Source organism: Streptomyces hyderabadensis, assembly GCF_020404845.1.
In the GTDB taxonomy this organism is placed as follows: domain Bacteria; phylum Actinomycetota; class Actinomycetes; order Streptomycetales; family Streptomycetaceae; genus Streptomyces; species Streptomyces hyderabadensis.
In genome coordinates this window covers 80,999-99,663 of the sequence record NZ_JAIOJZ010000023.1, presented here as the reverse complement: position 1 = coordinate 99,663, position 18,665 = coordinate 80,999, and the positions used below count along the sequence as shown (strand labels likewise).

Annotated in this window: 16 protein-coding genes; 3 read left to right on the top strand and 13 right to left on the bottom strand. The window is 72.1% G+C overall.

What is annotated here, in order from left to right:
• Positions 1-243: 243 nt before the first annotated feature.
• Complete coding sequence (locus K7854_RS19540) at positions 244-2,910, top strand: SpoIIE family protein phosphatase (RefSeq protein WP_226027850.1); 2,667 nt, start codon at positions 244-246, stop codon at positions 2,908-2,910.
• Positions 2,911-3,033: 123 nt separating this feature from the next.
• Here K7854_RS19540 and K7854_RS19535 read toward each other — a convergent pair whose 3' ends face one another.
• Together K7854_RS19535 and K7854_RS19530 are read right to left on the bottom strand one after the other, a co-directional pair.
• Positions 3,034-3,741, bottom strand: coding sequence for a FadR/GntR family transcriptional regulator (locus K7854_RS19535; protein ID WP_226027820.1), 708 nt, complete (start codon positions 3,739-3,741; stop codon positions 3,034-3,036).
• 49 nt (positions 3,742-3,790) lie between these two features.
• Positions 3,791-5,140 (bottom strand): GntP family permease, encoded by a 1,350-nt coding sequence (locus tag K7854_RS19530; protein ID WP_226027819.1) that lies wholly within the window; start codon positions 5,138-5,140, stop codon positions 3,791-3,793.
• A gap of 167 nt (positions 5,141-5,307) precedes the next feature.
• On the opposite strand from K7854_RS19530, the gene K7854_RS19525 reads away from it, so the two are divergent.
• Positions 5,308-6,477: a mandelate racemase/muconate lactonizing enzyme family protein gene (locus K7854_RS19525; RefSeq protein WP_226027818.1), complete on the top strand. Its 1,170-nt coding sequence runs from the start codon at positions 5,308-5,310 to the stop codon at positions 6,475-6,477.
• Here K7854_RS19525 and K7854_RS19520 read toward each other — a convergent pair.
• The 8 genes from K7854_RS19520 to K7854_RS19485 all read right to left on the bottom strand — a co-directional run bounded on the left by K7854_RS19520 (position 6,462) and on the right by K7854_RS19485 (position 13,043).
• Positions 6,462-7,592, bottom strand: coding sequence for a PP2C family protein-serine/threonine phosphatase (locus K7854_RS19520; protein ID WP_226027817.1), 1,131 nt, complete (start codon positions 7,590-7,592; stop codon positions 6,462-6,464). The two genes, K7854_RS19525 and K7854_RS19520, sit on opposite strands and share 16 nt — an antisense overlap.
• 78 nt (positions 7,593-7,670) lie before the next feature.
• Positions 7,671-8,528: a class I SAM-dependent methyltransferase gene (locus tag K7854_RS19515; protein WP_226027849.1), complete on the bottom strand. Its 858-nt coding sequence runs from the start codon at positions 8,526-8,528 to the stop codon at positions 7,671-7,673.
• Between the two features lie 17 nt (positions 8,529-8,545).
• Positions 8,546-8,896, bottom strand: a complete 351-nt coding sequence (locus K7854_RS19510) for a VOC family protein (RefSeq protein ID WP_226027816.1) — start codon at positions 8,894-8,896, stop codon at positions 8,546-8,548.
• A gap of 1 nt (position 8,897) precedes the next feature.
• Complete coding sequence (locus tag K7854_RS19505; protein WP_226027815.1) at positions 8,898-9,077, bottom strand: CopG family transcriptional regulator; 180 nt, start codon at positions 9,075-9,077, stop codon at positions 8,898-8,900.
• A gap of 68 nt (positions 9,078-9,145) precedes the next feature.
• Positions 9,146-10,399: an FAD-dependent monooxygenase gene (locus K7854_RS19500; RefSeq protein WP_226027848.1), complete on the bottom strand. Its 1,254-nt coding sequence runs from the start codon at positions 10,397-10,399 to the stop codon at positions 9,146-9,148.
• A gap of 25 nt (positions 10,400-10,424) precedes the next feature.
• Complete coding sequence (locus K7854_RS19495; RefSeq protein ID WP_226027814.1) at positions 10,425-11,057, bottom strand: maleylpyruvate isomerase N-terminal domain-containing protein; 633 nt, start codon at positions 11,055-11,057, stop codon at positions 10,425-10,427.
• Positions 11,054-11,881, bottom strand: coding sequence for a fumarylacetoacetate hydrolase family protein (locus K7854_RS19490; protein WP_226027813.1), 828 nt, complete (start codon positions 11,879-11,881; stop codon positions 11,054-11,056). Before K7854_RS19490 ends, K7854_RS19495 begins: the two co-directional genes overlap by 4 nt.
• A 1-nt stretch (position 11,882) precedes the next feature.
• Positions 11,883-13,043 carry a cupin domain-containing protein gene (locus K7854_RS19485; RefSeq protein ID WP_226027812.1) on the bottom strand — a complete coding sequence of 387 codons (1,161 nt, stop codon included), beginning with the start codon at positions 13,041-13,043 and terminating at the stop codon, positions 11,883-11,885.
• Positions 13,044-13,139: 96 nt separating this feature from the next.
• On the opposite strand from K7854_RS19485, the gene K7854_RS19480 reads away from it, so the two are divergent.
• Positions 13,140-13,916: an IclR family transcriptional regulator gene (locus K7854_RS19480; protein ID WP_226027811.1), complete on the top strand. Its 777-nt coding sequence runs from the start codon at positions 13,140-13,142 to the stop codon at positions 13,914-13,916.
• A 25-nt stretch (positions 13,917-13,941) separates the two neighbouring features.
• Here the strand turns inward: K7854_RS19480 and K7854_RS19475 are convergent, their stop codons facing one another.
• From K7854_RS19475 to K7854_RS19465, 3 genes are all read right to left on the bottom strand, one after another.
• Complete coding sequence (locus K7854_RS19475; RefSeq protein ID WP_226027810.1) at positions 13,942-16,470, bottom strand: DUF1963 domain-containing protein; 2,529 nt, start codon at positions 16,468-16,470, stop codon at positions 13,942-13,944.
• Positions 16,471-16,562: 92 nt separating this feature from the next.
• Positions 16,563-17,201: a VOC family protein gene (locus K7854_RS19470; RefSeq protein WP_226027809.1), complete on the bottom strand. Its 639-nt coding sequence runs from the start codon at positions 17,199-17,201 to the stop codon at positions 16,563-16,565.
• Positions 17,202-17,368: 167 nt separating this feature from the next.
• A complete protein-coding gene (locus tag K7854_RS19465) occupies positions 17,369-18,622 on the bottom strand; it encodes a serine hydrolase domain-containing protein (RefSeq protein WP_226027808.1) in 1,254 nt (417 codons plus the stop codon).
• Positions 18,623-18,665 lie beyond the last annotated feature (43 nt).

The window sequence follows — 18,665 nt, the reverse complement described above, 5'->3', positions numbered from 1 at the left end:
CTTTGGCCGACCGATGGACGGTCTGGCCCTTGTTTGCGCCCGGTACGGCAAGAACGTCTGGCAGTTGTTGCACGATTCCGTTCCGGAAACGCGTGGCACGAGAAGCGCCCTCGGCGACCATCCATCGCAGAGGTACAGAATAGGGTTGAAGAGGGCAAACCTCCCGCGTTCTTTCTCCCCGCGCGGACAGGAGGGACGAGCAGCGTGAGACCGTTCCCGGGCACGCGCAGTGTGGTCGGCCGGATGCTCCTGTTGCAGGTGGCGATCGTCCTGTTGCTGACCGTGGGCGCCGTTGCCTGGACGGTGCTGATGTTCCGTCGCGACGCCGCCGACGACGCGGCCCGTCATTCGCTGGGCGTGGCGGAGAGCTTCGCCCAGGCACCCGGCATGGTGGCCGCCCTGCGGTCCGACGACCCGGAGGCGGTCCTGCAGCCACGGGTCGACGCCGTCGAGGAAGGCTCCGACGTCGACTTCGTCTCCGTCTACGACGAACGCGGCATCCGCCAGACCCGCCCCGAGCCCGGCGTCACGACCGAGAGGCTGACGCCGTCGAGCCTGGCGACGCTGCTCGCCGGACAGGCGGTGCAGGGCCATCACGCGGGGCCCCGCGGCGAGGTGGTGCGCACCGCCGTGCCGATCAGGGACGGCGGCGGCACCGTCGTCGGCGCGGTCAACGTGGGCGTACTGGAACGCAATGCCGGCGCCCAGGTCGCACAGCAGCTCCCGGCGCTCCTGGGCACCGCGGCCGCCGCCGTGGTCGCCACCACCGCGGGCACCACCCTCGTCGGCCGGCGGCTGATGCGCAGGACCCGTGGTCTGAGCACGACCGAGATCATGCGTCTGTACGAGCACCACGACGCGGTCCTGCACGCCGCGCGGGAGGGTGTCGTCATCGCCGACGACCGCCGCCGTCTGCTGCTGGTCAACGACGAGGCGCAGCGGCTGCTCGACCTGCCGGCGCGGTTCCAGGGCCGTCCGGTGGGCGAGCTGCCGCTGGCCGCGCCGGTCGCCGAGTTGCTGTGCACGGGTCGGGAGGCCTCCGACGAGGTGCACCTGGTGGGCAGCCGGGTGCTGTCCGTCAACCAGCGGTCGCTCGACCGCTACGGAGTCCCGTCCGGGACCGTCATGACGCTGCGGGACTCCACCGAGCTCCAAGAGGTGTCCGGCAGGGCCGAGGCGGCGGCCGCACGCCTGGGAGTGCTCTACGAGGCGAGTGTGGCCATCGGCACCACCCTGAGCGTGACCCGGACGGCCGAGGAACTGGCCGAGGTCGCGGTCCCCCGGTTCGCCGACCACGTCACGGTCGACCTGGCCGAGGCGGTGCTGCGCGGCAACGAACCGCCCGCCGGAGTACCGCGTCTGCGGCGCGTCGCGGTCGCCCCCACCGGTCCCGGTTCCGGGCTCCGTCCCGTCGGGGAGCCGATCGGTGTCCGGCCCCGCGGCCCGCAGGCCGCGGGCATGGCGAGCCGCCAGGCGGTTCTCTCATCCGATGTGCGCGGCACGCCTGGACCATGGGCGCAGAGCACCGAGGACGCCCGGCGCATGCTGGACCAGGGATTCCACTCACTCATCACCGCTCCCCTGGGTACGGGTGGTTCGGTGCTCGGGGTGGCGGACTTCTGGCGTTCGGGAGACAGCCGGCCCTTCGACGCCGACGATCTCGCCCTGGTGAGCGAGCTGGCGGCCCACACCGCCATCTGCGTCGACAACGCCCGCCGCTACACCCGCGAGCACGCCCTGGCCGAGACGCTCCAGCGCAGCCTCCTGCCCCACTCCCTGCCGGACCAGTCGCTCGTCGACGTCGCCCACCGCTACCTGCCGGCCCGGGACGGGGTGGGCGGCGACTGGTTCGACGTCATCCCGCTGCCCGGCGCCCGGGTCGCGCTGGTGGTCGGCGACGTGGTGGGCCACGGCCTCCATGCCGCGGCCACCATGGGCCGGCTGCGCACGGCCGTGCACAACTTCTCCGCCCTGGACCTGCCCCCGGACGAACTGCTCGGTCACCTGGACGAGTTGGCCTCCAGGATCGACGGCGCGGCCGGCGCCGAGGGCGACGGCGACGGCTTCACGGGAGCCACCTGCCTCTACGCGGTCTACGACGCGACGTCCGGAGCGTGCGTCCTGGCCCGCTCCGGGCACCCGGAACCGGCCCTGGTGCATCCCGACGGGACGGTGGAGTACCTGGAGGTGCCCGTCTCGCCGCCGCTCGGCCTGGGCGGCGGCATCCCGTTCGAGACCGCGGAGGTGACCCTTGCCGAGGGCTCCCGGCTCGTCCTGTACACCGACGGCCTCGTCGAGGACCGGGTCCGGGGCATCGACGCCGGCCTGGAGGCACTGCGGAAGGCCCTGGCACATCAGGACCGAAGCTCCGAGGAGACGTGCCAGGACGTCCTCGACGCCCTGCTTCCGGCCCGCTCGAACGACGACGTCGCACTGCTCGTCGCCCGCACCCGCCGGCTGGATCCCTCCCGGGTGGCCCAGTGGGACGTGCCCGAGGACCCCGCGGTCGTCGCCGGCGTCCGGGCCGACGTCACCCGACAGCTGGACGCCTGGGGGCTGGACGAGACGTTGGTCTTCAACACCGAGCTGATGATCAGCGAGTTGGTGACCAACGCCATCCGCTATGCCACCGGCCCGATCCGACTGCGCGTCCTGACCTACCACGACAACCTGGTCTGCGAGGTGGCCGACGGCAGCAGCACCTCCCCGCACCTGCGCCGCGCGGCGACCACAGACGAGGGCGGACGAGGACTGTTCCTCGTCGCCCAGTTCGCCCGGCGGTGGGGAACCCGATACACGGCTCGCGGAAAGGTCATCTGGACGGAACAGTCCCTCCACCGTCCCTCGCCCGAGGTCCAGGAGGCGACGGCCGACGAACTGCTGGACCAGTGGAACGACGCGGCGTGGTGACGGCGGTCCCGATGGGTCCGGGCATCGAAGCGGCCCGGCCCGTGCCGGTCATGCCGCGGCCGGCGGGGTCGGGGTCGACGAGGCCGCCGAGCCATCCGGTGCCGGACTCCGGCGCCGGCGGCGTCAGCGTCGGGTGCCGCCCGCGGAGTTCTGGAGTTCGAGCTGGACGGCGGCGACGTGCTCGTGGGCGAGCCGGGCCGCCGTCTCGGGTTCGCGGGCGAGAAGGGCGTCGACGATGCCGCAGTGGTCGGCGTGGGCCCGGTGCAGGCGACCGGGCATGCCGATGACCCGCAGGGAGTACTGCTCGAACTGCGGGGCGATCGACTCCCACATGTGCAGCAGCAGCGGGTTGCCGCTCGCCTCGGCGACCTGGCGGTGGAACCGGCCGTCGAGCGCCACGAAGTCCGGCTCGCTGATCTCCGGCAGGTCGGCGGCCGCCACGATGGACTGCAGCATCTCGGCGTGGTGGTCGGTGAGCCGACGGGCGGCCAGCTCGGCGGCCTTGCTCTCGATCGCCATCCGGGTCTCGAACAGGTCGCTCATGGTGACGCCGCCCACCAGCGACTGGTCGATCCCGCCCACCGCACGCGGCTTGTCGGTGAGGACGAACACCCCCACCCCGTGGGCGCTGCGCAGGAAACCGGCCGCCTGGAGGGTCCGGACGGCTTCCCGCATCGAACTGCGTCCCACGCCGAACTGCTGGGCGAGGTCCTTCTCGTTGGGCAGCTTGGCACCGACCGGGTACTGACCGGAGACGATGAGCGCCTCCAGCTTCTGCGCCACCGAGTCGGCCAGCCTGCCGCGCACGCCGGCCCCGTCACTTCTCGTCACGTGATTCGCCTCCCACGGCCGCGAGCATATCGACACCCGGGTGCGGTGATCACACGAAGACGTCGGCGACGAGCACGATCACCAGGGTGACGACCGAGAGCATCGACTGCGCCAGGGTGTAGGTCTTCAGCGTGCCGCGGGTCGACAGCCCGAACAGGCTGCGCAGCATCCAGAAGGCGTTGTCGCTGAACTGCCCGCCGAAGCAGCCGCCCGCGCCGGCGGCCAGGACGACCAGCACCGGTGACAGGCCGAGGTCGCCGACGAGTGGGGCGATGATGCCGATGGCCGTGAGGCCGGACACCGTCTGGCCGCCGATCGCCATCCGCAGCACCGCGGCCACGGACCACACGAGCAGCAACGGCAGCGTCTCGTTGGCCTCGAAAAGGTTCTTGAGGACGCCCTGCATGCCGGTCTCGGTGATGATGACGCCGAGCGAGCCCGCCACGGCGGTGACGACCAGGATGGGGCCCGCAGTCGCGAGCGCCCGGTCCACGACCTGCTCCTGACCGGCCAGTCCCTGCCGGGTGACGACGATCCCCAGCGCGACCAGCACGCCGGCGAGGAGGGCGATGACCGGGCTGCCGAGGAAGTCGAGAACCGACACCTCGATGCCGGCCTTCGGCGCGAGGATGCCCACCAGGATCAGCAGCAGCACGGTGGCCACCGGAGCGAGCGCGGTGAGCATGCCCGGCATCCGCGCGTCCCGGTCGTCCTGCGCACCGGCCTCCGCCGGGTCCACCGCCAGGGCGGCCTCGTCCTCGTCGCGTGCGGGGTCCCAGAACCGCAGCCGCTCGATCACCAGCAGGTAGAGGAAGGTCGTGATCGCCGCCGCCGGGACGGCCACCGCGAACCCCTGGATGAGGATGTCGCTCGACGACAGCGACATGGCACCCAGGTACGCGAGCATCGCGGCGCCGGGTACGACGAGGGCGTTGCCCGCGGCCAGACCGAGCGCGACGGGCCCGGCGAGCGAGGCCACCGGCCGGCCCGACCGGGCGGCCACCCTGCGGGCGATCGGCGCGACCACCACGAGCAGCACGTCGAAGTAGATCGCCGGCGTGACGCTCGACAGCGCCAGTCCGAAGGCGTACGGGGATCCGCGGCGGCCGAAGATCTTGAGGATGCCCTCGACGATGCGCTGCACGGCACCGTAGGAGGACATCAGGAAGCCCATGATCACGCCCAGGCTGATCAGGAGGCCGACCTCGGCCATGAGTCCGCCGAAACCCTCGTTGAGCCCCGCGGTGATGTCGTCGAGCGAGACACCGGTCATGGCACCGAGCGCGATCGTGCCCAGCACCAGGGCCAGCGCCGGATTGAGCCGCGCCCGCACGATCAGTAGCGCGATCGCCACGAAGACGATCACGAAGTCGGCGATGAGCCAGGGAGTGCTTCTCAAAGCGCACCTGCTTTCAAGTCCTCAGATGACTCGAACGCTAGGCGGCACCTCTAGTCGCGTCAACCCTTCTGATTAGCGGTTTCTTCGATCGGATGCGGAGCGAGGATCACTGGGACTCTTCAGATGACCTGTTATGTTGGCGGCATCCCGACTGCGGAAGGCACCCGATGAAGATCGATCGCGTGGAGACGTTCGTCCTCAAGGCACCGCTGGGCGACGCCCGGTTCTATTCGTCCCAGGCCGCGTTCCCCGAACGCAACAGCCTGCTGGTCCGGCTGACCTCCAGCGACGGTCTGGTCGGCTGGGGCGAAGGCGGTCAGTACGGGCCCCCGGAACCGGTGAAGGCGGCCGTCGACGACGTACTCGCGCCGATCCTGTGCTCGCTCCCCGACGCGTCCCCGGCCGTCGCCTGGGACACCGCCTACGGTCGCACCCGGGACTTCGGGCAGAAGGGCACCTTCGTCGAGGCGATCAGCGCGCTCGACATCGCACTGTGGGACCTGTGGGGCAAGGCCCTCGGCGCCCCGGTCTCGACGCTCCTGGGCGGACGGTTCCGGGAGCGGGTGAAGGCATACGGCACGGGCGGCTACTACAGCCACACCGACTTCGACGCCGCCCGCGACCTGCCCGCGCTCGCCGAGGCCGCGGCGGGGTACGCCGGTGACGGCTTCGGCATACTGAAGATGAAGGTGGGGCTGCTCCCCGTCCATGAGGACGCACGACGGGTGCGCACCGTGCGGGAGACCCTCGGCAACGACTTCGCTCTGCTCGCCGACGCCAACCACGCCTACAACGCCGGGGCGGCGCTGGCGATGGGCCGGGTGCTCGAGGAGGCGGGCTTCCTGATGTTCGAGGAGCCGGTGCCGCCCGAGGACCGCGCCGGCTACGCCCGGCTCCGGTCCCGGCTCGACGTGCCGATCGCGGGCGGCGAGGCGGAGTTCACCCGTTACGGCTTCCGTGACCTCTTCGAGGCCGGTTGCGTGGACATCGCACAGCCGGACGTCTGCGTCTGCGGCGGGCTGAGCGAACTGCAGCGGATCGCCGCGCTGGCGTCGGCCCACGATGTCCGTGTCGTTCCGCACGTCTGGGGCTCCGGCATCGCCCTGAGCGCGGCACTGCACGCGTGCAGCACTCTGCCGCTGACGCCGTACGCCCTTCGTCCGGTGCCCCTGCAGAACGAACCCGTCATCGAGTTCGACCGCACCCCCAACCCCCTGCGCGACGACCTCCTGACCGAGCCGCTGACGCTGCGCGACGGCTACGTGGACGTACCCGCCGGTCCCGGACTCGGCGTGGAGGTCGACCTGGACGTCGTGGAGCGCTACCGCATCGCGTGAGACGCGGCGGCAAAGTGCCCGGGGCACTCGATGGCGATCATGAGGGCGTCGTCGTCGAGTCTGCCGCCGACATGGCGGAGCAGGTCGCGGCGCAAGCGGCTGACGAAGGCGTCGCAGTCAGTCCCGGCCCAGCCCGTGATGCGTTCGGTGAGGGGGTAGAAGGAGCCGTCCGGGGCGCGGGCCTCGGTGACGCCGTCCGTGTAGAGGAGCAGGAGGTCACCGGGCTCGAACGGGAATCCTTCGACGTGGTAGTGCGGATCGGTCAGCTGCCCCAGCCCGAGCGGGGGTGCGGGGCGGGCGGCGGTCATCGTCCTGGGCCGGCCCTCGCGCAGGACGACCGGCGGCGGGTGCCCGCAGGAGACCATCCTGACCCGGCCGTCCCGGTCCGGGATCTCCAGGATGGTGGCGGTGATGAACGTCTCGTCGTAGGGCCCCGCCCCGCCCGGCTCCGGGTCCCAGCACACGCTGCGGTCGAGGTAGGCGACCAACTCCTCCAGGCCGGCCTGGCGGTGGGCCGCGACGCGGAACGCGCCGAGGAGCAGCGCCGCGTCGCTGACCGCCGTCATGCCCTTGCCCCGCACGTCACCCACGATCAGCCGGGTGCCGGAGGCGGTGCGGGCCGCCGCGTACAGGTCGCCGCCGATCTGGGCCTCGGCCTCGGCGGCGAGGTACAGGGAGGCGGTGCGCAGCGGCCCGAGCCGTCTGGGCAGCGGCGGCAGGACCACTCGCTGGGCGGCCTCGGAGACGTATCGCACCTGCTCCAGCTCCTTGGCGCGCCGCTCCCGCAGGACGCAGAAGACGACCAGGCTCGCTCCGACCAGCACCAGGGCGAGGATCTGTGCCTGGTGGTTGGCCGAGAGCAGCTCGCCCGGGTCGCGCAGCACTCCGATGACGGTCTGCGCGATCACGGCCAGCGCGGCCACCAGTCCCACCGTGCGGGGCCCGCCGAACGAGGGGGTGATCGCCGGGGCCGCGACGAGCAGCGGACCCAGGTGGATGTGGGACGGCGCAAGGACATCGACCACGCAGACCACGACGATCCAGGCGATCGGGATGGCGACCAGCACCCCGGCCCCTCGCGCCGGCGCACGGAGTCTGTCGAGACCTTGCGGCATGACTCGTCTCTACACCGCTCCCGACCCGTGCGCACCGGCAGAGCGGAGCGCGCGGTCGCCCGCCTTCCGACGCGGGGGTCAGGTGGTGGCCAGCAGCAGATCCTCACCGCTCGACGGGCGCAGGCCGTCGGTGCGAGCCGCGAAGTAGCGATCGGCGAGCGAGGCTCCCGACACATGGCGGGCGTCCGGGAAGCCGGCCTCGTGGGCCAGAGCCAGCATTTCCTGCGGGGTGTAGAAGCTGATGAACGGCGTTCCGGATGCCCGCGCGCCTCCCTCGCTCGCCCGGAGTCCGGCGCGATCGCCCTCGTCGACGAGGTCGGTCTGCAGCAGGAAGGACATGGCGAGCGTCGAACCGGGGGCGAGGGAGGCGATCCGGCGCAGGGTGGCCGCGGTGGCCTCCTTGGTCAGGTACATGCTGACGCCGGTGGAGACGACGACCGCCGGCCGGCCGGGGTCGAAGCCGGCCTCGGCCAGCCGCCGCAGCCAGTCCTCGTCCGCCTCGAAGTCGACCGGCACCAGGTGCAGCCAGTCCGGGATGCCGTGGCCCAGCTCGGTCAGGCGGCGGCGCTTCCATGCCTGCGGGCCGGGCCGGTCGACCTCGAAGACACTCAGGCGGGCGGCGGACTCCGGCCTGCGCTGGGCGAAGGTGTCCAGGCCGGCCCCCAGGACGACGTACTGGGTGACACCGCGGCCGGCCTGTTCGGCGATCAGGTCCTCGACGAAGCGGGCACGGGCCACGATGGCCGCCCGGAACCCTCTGGTGGCGTGGGGGTCCATGTCCGGACGGTCGCGCCAGTCGTCGCCCGGGGCCGCCAGCCGCAGGCCGATCTCGTCCTCGATCACGTGCGGGGGCGGGTCGACCTGGACGTGCATCGCCCGCCAGAGCGCGGTCCGCACCGCCGTGCTGTCCGGCTCCTCGGCCCGTTCGTCCGCCAGGATGCGGTCCCCCTTGGTCACGGCCGGTCCCCGGCCGGGGCCTGCAGGCTCCATACGCGCCCGTCCGGATCGCGGACGGTCATCTCCCTGGTGCCGTAGTGGGTGTCCTCGAACGGCGTGACCACCTCGACGGCGGGATCGGGACGGAACGCGTCCGCGTCCGGCACCTTCAGCACGATCCGCGTCTGGGGCTCCTGGTCCTCGGGGACCTCGGCGATGAAGACGTACGGCCCGTCGCCGTTGCGGAGCCGGCCGGAGTTGTGGTCCGTCGCGAACTCCAGCTCGTATCCCAGCGTCTGGAAGAACTTCGCCGCCCTGCCCCAGTTGTGGGTCGTCAGGAACACGGCCTCGATTCCCTCGGTCGCCATGTCAGGCCTCCCGCTCGGTCGATTGCGGTTTTTCCTCCCGGGCGTCGTTGAGGTAGGCGCGCAGCGCGTCGGCGACCAGCGCCGACAATGACGTGCCCGACTCGATGGCCCGGTACTTGACCTGCTTGATCAGCCCGATCGGCAGGTACACGTTGAACTGTTTGACTTCCTCGTCGCCCACAGATGCGATGCTAGCATCCTAGCAAGCTAGATGCTGCGACGTTGAGGACACCGGGCAGCGGGCACGGCTCATGCCGCGCCACCGGTGAGCACGGCTTCGTCGACGACCGCCGAGGACAGCGGAATCGGGGTGAACATGTCCGGCTCCTGGTCCGGGGTCAGGGCGGTCGGGCCGTAGAGCCAGTCGGTGAAGGAGTAGTCGTAGGTGTCGCGGGCGCGCAGCAGGGCGTTGCGCTGCTCGCGGGCGAGACCGTCGAGGTGCCACAGCTCGCCCCACTTGCGGGAGGTGGTCAGCACCCGCCTGCAGTGCTCCGGCCGGACGGCCTGGTAGGCGGCGAGGGCGGCGGGCCAGTCGATAGTGCCGTCGGCCGCGCGGTTGCGGGCGACGTGCTCGCCCAGCACCCAGCCGTCCTCGATGGCCATGATCGCGCCCTGCGCGATGTACTGCAGCGGCGGGTGCGCGGAGTCGCCGAGGAGCGCGATCCGGTCGGCGACCCAGGTGGTGATCGGGTCGCGGTCGAACATGCGCCACCACTTGTCCCGCCACATGAACGGCAGTCCGTCCCGGACGAAGTCGCAGGTCTGGGCGAAGGCGGCGTCCAGTTCGTCCGGCGTGCCCCAGTCCTCCTGCCCGGCCAGCGCCTTGGGGGACTCGAAGACGGCGACCTGGTTGAGCAGTTTCCCGCCGCGCAGCCCGTAGTGGACGAAGTGGCAGCCGGGGCCGACGTACACGGCGACCTCGCCGAGGTCCACCGAGGCCACCCGGGGCGATTCGGCGGGGACGGTGCCGCGGTAGGCGACGTACGCGGAGGAGACCGGTTCGTCGTCGGCGAGCAGCCGGCGGGCGGCGGAGTGCAGGCCGTCGGCGGCGATCACCAGCCCGGCCTCGTGGGTGGCGCCGGAGGCGAGGGTCACGCGGGCGCCGCCCCCGGTGTTCTCGTACGCGTCCACCCGGGCGTCGGTGATCAGTTCGACGCCGGCGCGCTCGCAGGCGCGCAGCAGCAGGCCGTGCAGGTCGCTGCGGTGGATGACCAGGTACGGGTAGCCGTAGCGCCGCTCCAGGTCGCGCAGGTCGAGCCGGGTCAGCTCGCCGCCGTCGACCGCGTCGCGCATGACCATCGCGTCGGGGACGACGCCGAGGCTCTTGGCCTCGTCCAGCAGTCCGTATTCGTCGAGGATGCGGGTGCAGTTGGGGGCGAGCTGGATGCCGGCCCCGACCTCGCCGAAGGCGGGGGCGCGTTCCAGCAGGCGGACGCGCAGGCCCTGGCGGGTCAGCGAGTAGGCCGCGCCGAGGCCGCCGATGCCGCCGCCAACGACGATCACATCAGGATGGGACATGACTCACTCCTCAGAGCCACGGGCCGAGCCGGGGGGCGTCGGCGAGCGAGTGGGGGCGGCCCGCCAGCCAGGCGGTGACCTCGGGCAGGTGCCCTTCGGGCAGCTCGGTCAGTCGGCGCCGGTCGCGGATCTCGTCGGCCAGGGCGGCGAGGAAGCCGTCCGGCAGGTCGGCGAAGGTGACGCCGGTGGCGAGGTCGACGGCGTGCACGCAGACCTCGCGGGCGCGCATCCACGGGATTTCGGTGGCGGGGACGGTGCGGCCCTGGGCGGTGACGACCTCCCGCCGCCACTGTTCGTCGGTGAGCCGGTCCAGGGCCGCGTCGAGCCGTTCGGCCGAGCCGGTGAGCCAGGAGCGGAGCTCGCCGGCCGACAGCGCGGGACCCTTGGCGATTCCGGCGGCGCGTTCCTCGGGCGAGGCGTACATCGGTGTGGGTTCGCCGGTGGCCGCCCAGTGCACCAGGTTGCCGAGCGCGTCGGCGTTGGCGGCGACGTGTGCGGCGAGGTGCCCGCGGGTCCAGTCCGGCAGCGCACTGGGGGCGGCGAAGGCGGCTTCGTCGAGGCCGGCGACGGCGTCGAGCAGCAGCCCGGTGCCGGTACGGGCCCAGGCGCGGGCGTCGGCGGTCGTCCGGGTGGTGCCGCTCACTGACCGGCCACCTTGTTGACGCAGGCGCCCAGGCCGGTGATCTCGGTGGTCACGGTCTGGCCGGGGGCCAGGAAGACCTTGGGGTCGCGGGCGTTGCCCACGCCGGCCGGGGTGCCGGTGGCGATGATGTCGCCCGGGTTCAGGGTGATGACGGTGGAGATGTACCGGACGAGGAAGACCGGGTCGAACAGCAGCGTGCCGGTGTCGTCGCGCTGCATGACCTCGCCGTCGACGGTGGTGCGCACTTCGAGCGCTGGGCGGACACCGCCCACCTCGTCCGGGGTGACGACGTAGGGGCCGACGGGGGTGGTGGCCTCCCAGATCTTGCCCTGGGTCCACTCGATGGTGCGGAACTGCCAGTCGCGCACCGAGATGTCGTTCATGACGGTGAAACCGGCGATGGCCTCGGCGGCCTGCCGCTCGTCGGCGCGGCGCACCCGCTTGCCGACGACGACGGCCAGTTCGACCTCCCAGTCGAGCGCCTCGGTCTCGGCGGGCCTGACGATGTCGTCCCGCGCGCCGACGAGGGTTTCGGCGAACTTCGGGAAGAGCGTCGGGAATGCGGGCAGGTCCCGGCCCATCTCCTTGATGTGGTTGGTGTAGTTGTGGCCGACGCAGACGACCTTGGAGGGGTTCGGGACGACCGGCGCGAAGTCCGCGCCCTCGACCGGGTGGGCGGTGCCGGTCGCGGCGGCGGCCCGCTCCTGCCAGCCGTCCTCGGCGAACAGCTCGCCCAGGTCGGCGTGGCCGAGGTCGACCAGGACGTCGCCGTCGAGGCGGACCGCGCGGGTGCCGTCGGCGGTGCGGAGGGTGGCGAGCTTCATGTCAGGCGTCCTTCTGGGTGCGGTCGAGCCTCAGCGCCTCGAAGACGGGCGCGTCGGAGAAACGGAACAGGTCGAGGGCGCCCGCGTCGGAGTCGGTGGTGCCGGACTCGGAGCGGGCGGAGAACGGCTCCCAGGACGGGACCACGAAGAGGTCGCCGCGGCCGACGGTCCAGGACCTGCCGCCGACGGTGACCGTGCCGGAGCCGTCGAAGACCTGGTAGACGGAGGAGCCGGTCTCGCGCACGGGCGCGGTCTCGGCGCCGCGGACGATGCGGTGGAACTCGGCCCGGACGGTGGGCAGCACGTCGGAGCCGTCGTGCGGGTTGCTGTAGCGGACCGCGGCGTGGCCGGGCTCGACGGTGCCGCCGTATCCCTCCTTCTCCAGCAGCAGCTGGTCGGCGAGGGCGGCGTCGGTGTACTCCCACTTGTAGGCCAGCAGCGGGCTGCCCGGCGTGGCGGGCGTGGCCGACAGCGGGCGCAGGCCGGGGTGGGCCCACAGGCGCTCGGAGCGCGAGCGTTCGGGGGTGATGCGCTCGGCGTCGCTGATCTCGTCTCGGCCGAACTCGAAGAACTGGGCCTCGGTGAGGTACTGGAAGGGGATGTCCAGGCCGTCGATCCAGGCCATCGGCTCGCTGGTGGCGTTGTGGTGGGCGTGCCAGTTCCAGCCGGCCTGCGGCAGGAAGTCGCCGCGGTTCATCGGCACCGGGTCGCCGCCGACGACCGTCCACACGCCCGAGCCCTCGACGACGAAGCGGAAGGCGTGCTGGGTGTGCCGGTGCTCGGGGGCGTCCTCGCCCGGCATCAGGTACTGGATCGCCGCCCACAGGGTCGGGGTGGCGAAGGGCCCGCCGCCGAGGGACGGGTTGGCCAGGGCGATGGCCCGGCGTTCGCCGCCGCGGCCGACGGGGACCAGGTCGCCGGCCTGCGCGGCCAGCTCGCGCAGCCGCTCCCAGCGCCACAGGTGCGGTACGGCGCGCGAGCGCGGGCGGGCCGGCATCAGGTCGCCGATCTCGGTCCACAGCGGGACGAGGAGTTCCTGCTCGAAGCCCCGGTAGAGCTGTTCGAGGGCCGGGGTGACCTCCGGCTGTCCCTCCGCGGCGACGGCCTGGAGCCGGACGGGGGAACCCGGGGCGGTGTCTTGGGCGATGGAGGAGTCAGTCACGCCCTCAGCGTGCATCGCGTCTGCCAGGAGAACCTGTAGATTCTGCAAGACAGAATCTGGTGGGCAGAGACTGTGGTGCGGAATCTGGAGGCCACCGTGGACAAGCCGCTCAAGACACCGCCGCCCTACCCGATCGCGAGCGTGGACCACGCGCTGCGGGCGGCGACCGTGCTGCAGATGGAGGGCGGGGCGACCGTGTCGCAGATCGCCGAGCGCCTCGGCGTGGCCAGGTCGACCGCCCACCGGCTGCTGGCCATGCTCGTGTACCGGGATTTCGCCGTGCAGGGCGAGGACCGCGTCTACCGCGCCGGGCCGGTGCTGGAGCTGGCCGCGCACTCCCAGTCCCTGGTGTCGCGGCTGCGCGCCGCGGCCCTGCCGCATCTGCACCGGGTCGTGAACCTCCTGGACGAGACCACGAACCTGATCGTGCGCACCGGAGACACGGCGCGCTTCATCGCCAGCGTCGAGTGCCGCCAGGCGCTCCGGGTGGGCTCCCGCGAGGGCATGGTGTTCCCGGCCCACCGCACGACGGCGGGACTGCTGCTGCTCGCCGACCTCACCGACGAGGAGCTGGACGAGGTGTACGCGCCGGAGCGCTACCGCGACCGTCCGGCCGAGCGGCCGGACCTCGCCCGGCTGCGCACCGAGCTGAGGCGTCTGCGCCGCAACGGGTTCGCCGTCAACAAGGAGCGCTCCGAGCGGGGCCTGACCGCCGTCGGCGTCCCGGTGCGCGATCGGGACGGCACCGCGCTGGCCGGCCTGTCGGTGTCGATGCCCAGCGTCCGCTACGACCCCAAGCGTTTGCGGTCACTGGTCGCCACGCTGGAGGCGGCGGTGCACGCCCTCGACGCGGACTTGGCCGGCCCGTTCTGAGCCACGGTCGGTCGACCCGACGGGGTCAAGGATTGGCGTGCATCTGGACGGCGACCCGGTCGAAGCGGCGTGCCGCCAGGTCCTGACGGGGGATGGTCCAGTACAGGATCGACATGGGGAAGCCCGCCCACTGCGCGAGCAGGACCCAGTTGCCGGGGTCCGAGAGGAGTTCACCGTCGTCCGGGTCCGCGGAGCCGGCCACCGGATCGCCGTAGTCGTCGAAGTTTGCGGCGTGCCCGCCGAGTTGCCAGCTGCCGCCGCCGTCGGTCTGCTCGGACCAGATCTCCCGCAGCGTATCGGCATGGGGGTGCCGGGCGCGCATCTCCTTGTCCGGCGGTGTGGTCGGCAGGGACACGCCGGGCACGAGCCGCAGGTCGCCGACTCGCCGCAACTCGGCGTCCAGCTCCTCCGGGCTGTCGTACTCGTAGACCTCGTAGTCGGGGGACGATTCCCGCTCCTCCACCGGGACCCCGGCCGGCACGTACACGGCGCCGCCCGCGGGCCAGGGCTCCAGGTCGGCGTCGACGAAGAGCAGGAGCGTGCCGTCCGGCGGGAGCGGCAGGTCGGTCGCCCCCTTGGGGACGGCGGCGAAGTCCAGCGTCAGGATCAGCTGGTGCTCCGAGGTGTACGCCTCGTCCTCCTCACCCGCCGTCTCGTAGGTGTCACCGGGGGTGGGGGCGTCCGCCGGGAGCATCAGCGGACCGCCGAGCCTGCCCACCACCGGCCCGCTGCCGTCGGGAGCGGACCTGAGCATCGGGCGGGCGAGCCCGAGCCACCGGTTCACCTCCGGTTCCGGGACGCCTCGTTCCAGGGCCTGGGCCCGGAACCGGTCCAGCCACCACAGCGTCGCGGCGGGCAGGGCCCGGGTGGCCGGGGCCAGCACTCCGTCACCGAACTCCCAGCCGGGCTCCGGCGGTACGACGCCCGGCTCGCCCAGGCCGGCCAGCCACTCCGCCGCCGACCTGCGCGCCGTCTGCTCCGTGCCGTCGAGGGCCGCCCGCGCGACGGCCCGGGCCCCCGGGTGGTCGCCGAGCACCCGGCGGGCGGCCAGGCGGTGCCGTGAGGCACCGAGTGCGATCGAGGTCAGCCGAGGGACGAGGGTGTCCGGAACCGCCGTGAAGCACTCGACGATCTTCAGCATCATGTGAACGGTGTCGACGGCCTCGCGGTCGGGGTGCCTCCTGGTGTCGAAGCCCTCCAGGTACTCGGCCACCAGGTCCGGCCGCTCGGCGAACAGCGGCCACCACCGCCCGGCGTCCTCGGGCGTCAGGACCGCCCCGAGGGGCCGGCCGAGCGCCCCGATGATCCGGACCGTCAGAAGTGCCGCCACCCGGCGGTCGGCGTCCGTCGTCCCGGCCCTGCGCAGCGCGTCCCGCAGCACGCGGACGTCGGGTATCCGCGCCAGCCACTGCTCCACGCCGTGCCAGAAGTCGTCCCCCTCCAGGCGGACGGCGGCGACCCGGGTGTCCAGCTCCGCCAGCAGACCGGCGTCGCCCGGGGGCTCCACCGGCGGCACCGGGACGACGGCACCGGGGCCCTCCAGCAGAGCCGCCCGGTCGGCCGTACGGCGCAACGACCGAGCGCGTTCCGCGTCGAGCGGATGACCGTCCCCCGCCTCCAGCGCGTCCCGGATCACCGCGTAACCGCCGTCGAGGTCGGCCAGGCGTTCCAGGACACCGGGGAGTCGGTCCGGTGGTGCGGTCCGCAGGTGCGGGCGCAGCACTTCCACCTGCCGGGGGCCGTCGAGCCAGGCCAGCGCGGCGAGTGCCTCGGCTCGCACGGCGCGGTCCTCGTCGACGGCCAGTGCGGCGAGCAGACCGATGTGTCGTTCGGCGTCGCGCGCGCACCGGAGCGTCACACGTCTGCGGTGACCGCGCCCAGGTGCGGTGACGACCTCGGTGAGCACGTCGGTGTGCCGGGCCAGGAAGGCGTCGCCCGCCTCGGTCCCCAGCAAGTCGAACCGTCGGTTCCAGTTGGTGCCGGGGTCCAGGTACAGCAGCGTCGCCAGCGTGGCGTGCACGGGCGTGCGGCCGGGCGCACCACCGGCCCGGGCGACTTCGCTCAGGAGGTCCGGTGTCCAGCGTGCGCGCACCTGCTCCGCGCCCGTGGACGTGGATTCGACGGCCTTCAGCACATCGTCGGTCAGCACGCCGAGCCAGGTGGCGGAGTCCGACCGGTCCCGAGCGGTGAGCGCACCCAACAGCCGCCCGAACCGGGCGAGCAGGCCGGCCGGGGCGTCCCGGTAGACGACGAGCCGAGCGGCTTCGGCGGCCTGCGGGCTCCATCCTGGTTCCGACTCCGCGACGGCGGCGACGCGGTCCTGCGGCCCGTGACCCCCGCCGCACACCATCTCCCCCCACGGCGTGGCTGCGGACTCGCCCAGGGCGGCCGGCACCCCGGGTCCCGTGCCGTGCAGTACGTAGCCGAACGCGTCGTCGAAGGCCTGCGCCGGCCTCAGCGGCGCGAGGCAGGTGCGCAACGCGGCGACGAGCCCGGTCGGCGCGTCCGCGGGGAGCGGGAAGTCCCCGGCGTTCTCCTGCTGGTTCTGTGACATCCGGGGATCCTAGTGATCATTCCGGGGCCCCGGGGCCCGGTCACCGGATCTTGTCGATTCGACGGGCCCTTCCGCCGCGAGGTGCAGCGCAATCAGCTGTCACCACCGCTTCCGTCGCCCTCGCCCTGCACACGCACGGGGGGCTGCCGGCCGTCCGGCGGCGGGGCGGGAAACCATGCCTCGGGTTCGGGCCAGACGAAGCCGTCCGGGATGTCGTAGGTCTCGAAGGTCGTCCCGGTGGCCTGCTCGGTGTCGAAGAACGCGAAGGCGTTCTGGTCCATGAACCGGCCCGACTGGCTCATCGCGAAGCCGCGCCCGGCGAAGTCGGCGATCCGCTCCTCCCAGGGCCGGCCCTTGACGTCGAAGGCGATGTGCTGGATCCCCTCGCCGTGTTCGTCGAGGTACTGCTGGAAGATCGAGGGACCGTACAGGGGCTGCATGATCTCCACGGCCAGGTCGCCGACATCGGCGAAACAGACCTTGATCGCGTAGTCCGCCTCCGCTCCCCGGTAGGTGCGCCGGGTGACGGTGCGCGAGTCGAAGGTGTAGACCCGCCACGGACCGATGCCGAGGCGGACCAGCCCCTCCATCGTGCGCTGGTGGTCACGGGTGACGAAGCAGACCTCGATCAGGTTGCCGAGGAAGCTGTTGGACAGCTCGGTGGCACTGACCACGGAGGGCCAGTGAGCCTCGGCCGTCGTGTCGTCGTGACGCGGGGAATCATCGGACAAGGGAACCTCACTGTGCTCTGTGCGGTCGGAGACGAGTCGGCGTGTGCGGGGCGGGGCGGCCTCACCGGCGAAGACGCACTCGGCGTCCTCCCGGCCCAGCATATGTTCGGCCACACCCGGCAAGGCTTCGCTGCGCGAGTGCCGTCCTGACAGGGATGCCTGGCCGGTCAGAACGGAAGCCCGGTCCCGCAGAACTCGGCTCTGACCGCCGCGTCCTCCAGTCGCTGCTCGCCCCAGTCACCGTTGCGGTTCATGGTCATGACGTGCCGTCCGTCCGCCGTGCCGAGCGTCCGGGTCGCCGACCCGGGGATCATTCCGCCGTGGCCCCACGCCCAGCACCCCGCTTCGAGCTCGAAGTGCCGTATGCCGAGGCCGTAGGTGTCGTGCGGGCCTCCGTGTCCCTTGTCCCCGTCGACGGGGACCGCGTCGAGCAGTTGTCGTTGCTGGGCGGGTGGCAGCAGTTCACCGGCCAGCAGCTTGGACAGGAAGGTGTTCACGTCTTCGGTGGTGGAGATCATCTGTCCGGCGGAGAAGGCCACCGTGGGGCTGAACTCGGTGACGTCGCGCACCCTGGCCTGCGGCCCGTCCTCGAAGAGTGTGGAGTAGTGCGTCGCGTGCGGTGAGGGCAGCGCGGGCGAGCGGCCGGGCACACTGGTGCCCCGTAGACCGAGCGGATCAATGACGAGGTCCTCGACGGCCTCCGCGTAGGTGTCGTCCGTGGCGCTTTCGATGACCATGCCGGCGACGATGTAGTTGGTGTCGGAGTAGTCCCACTCGCCAGGTTTTCCTGGCTTGCTGCCCTGCTCGGGTTGGAAGTTGGGCGGGTGGGCGAGCGCAATGTCCAGCAGCTCTCCCGGGAGCCATCTGACGTGGCGGTTCCGCTCGAACTCGTCCCCCGCGTACCGGGCACGGAAGCCCTCGTCCATGTTGTAGTCGAAGATGCCGCTCGTGTGGTTGAGCAAGTGCCGCAGGGTGATGTGCTCCGCCCGGTAACCCTTGCCGCGTATCACCCCGGGCAGCCATTTCGCCACACTGTCGTCCAGCGACAGCGTGCCCTCGGCTTCCAGCTTGAGCAGCACCGTGGCGGTGAAGGTCTTGGTCACGCTGGCGATACGGAACCTCTCGTGGACGTTCCGCGGCTGCTGGGAGGCCAGGTCCGCGACGCCGGCCCGGCCGATCCACGACCCGTGCGCGTCTCGCACCCGGGCTGTCACGCCGGGGGTGCCCTGGGCGACGATCTCGTTCAGTACGGCCTGGGTCTGCGCGTGCCGGGGCCGGTCCAGCGGTGGCTGACTCTTCAGCGGTAATCGGAGCGCGGAGTGCTGCGGCGGACCGGCCGAGGCGGGGATGGCGGCGAGTATCCCGAGCGCGGCGACAACGGCGACGGCGGGCAGAAGGCGAGATGGCTGCTGACGGCTCATGTGTCCAGCTCACCGGGCAACCGGCCCGCAGACCATCGGGAAC

Bases quoted from the DNA above. Each gene is read 5' to 3' on its own strand.
- K7854_RS19540 (WP_226027850.1), top strand. From the start codon at position 244: ATGCTCCTGTTGCAGGTGGCGATCGTCCTGTTGCTGACCGTGGGCGCC.
- K7854_RS19525 (WP_226027818.1), top strand. From the start codon at position 5,308: ATGAAGATCGATCGCGTGGAGACGTTCGTCCTCAAGGCACCGCTGGGC.
- K7854_RS19520 (WP_226027817.1), bottom strand. From the start codon at position 7,592: ATGCCGCAAGGTCTCGACAGACTCCGTGCGCCGGCGCGAGGGGCCGGG.
- K7854_RS19510 (WP_226027816.1), bottom strand. From the start codon at position 8,896: ATGGCGACCGAGGGAATCGAGGCCGTGTTCCTGACGACCCACAACTGG.
- K7854_RS19490 (WP_226027813.1), bottom strand. From the start codon at position 11,881: ATGAAGCTCGCCACCCTCCGCACCGCCGACGGCACCCGCGCGGTCCGC.
- K7854_RS19475 (WP_226027810.1), bottom strand. From the start codon at position 16,470: ATGTCACAGAACCAGCAGGAGAACGCCGGGGACTTCCCGCTCCCCGCG.
- K7854_RS19465 (WP_226027808.1), bottom strand. From the start codon at position 18,622: ATGAGCCGTCAGCAGCCATCTCGCCTTCTGCCCGCCGTCGCCGTTGTC.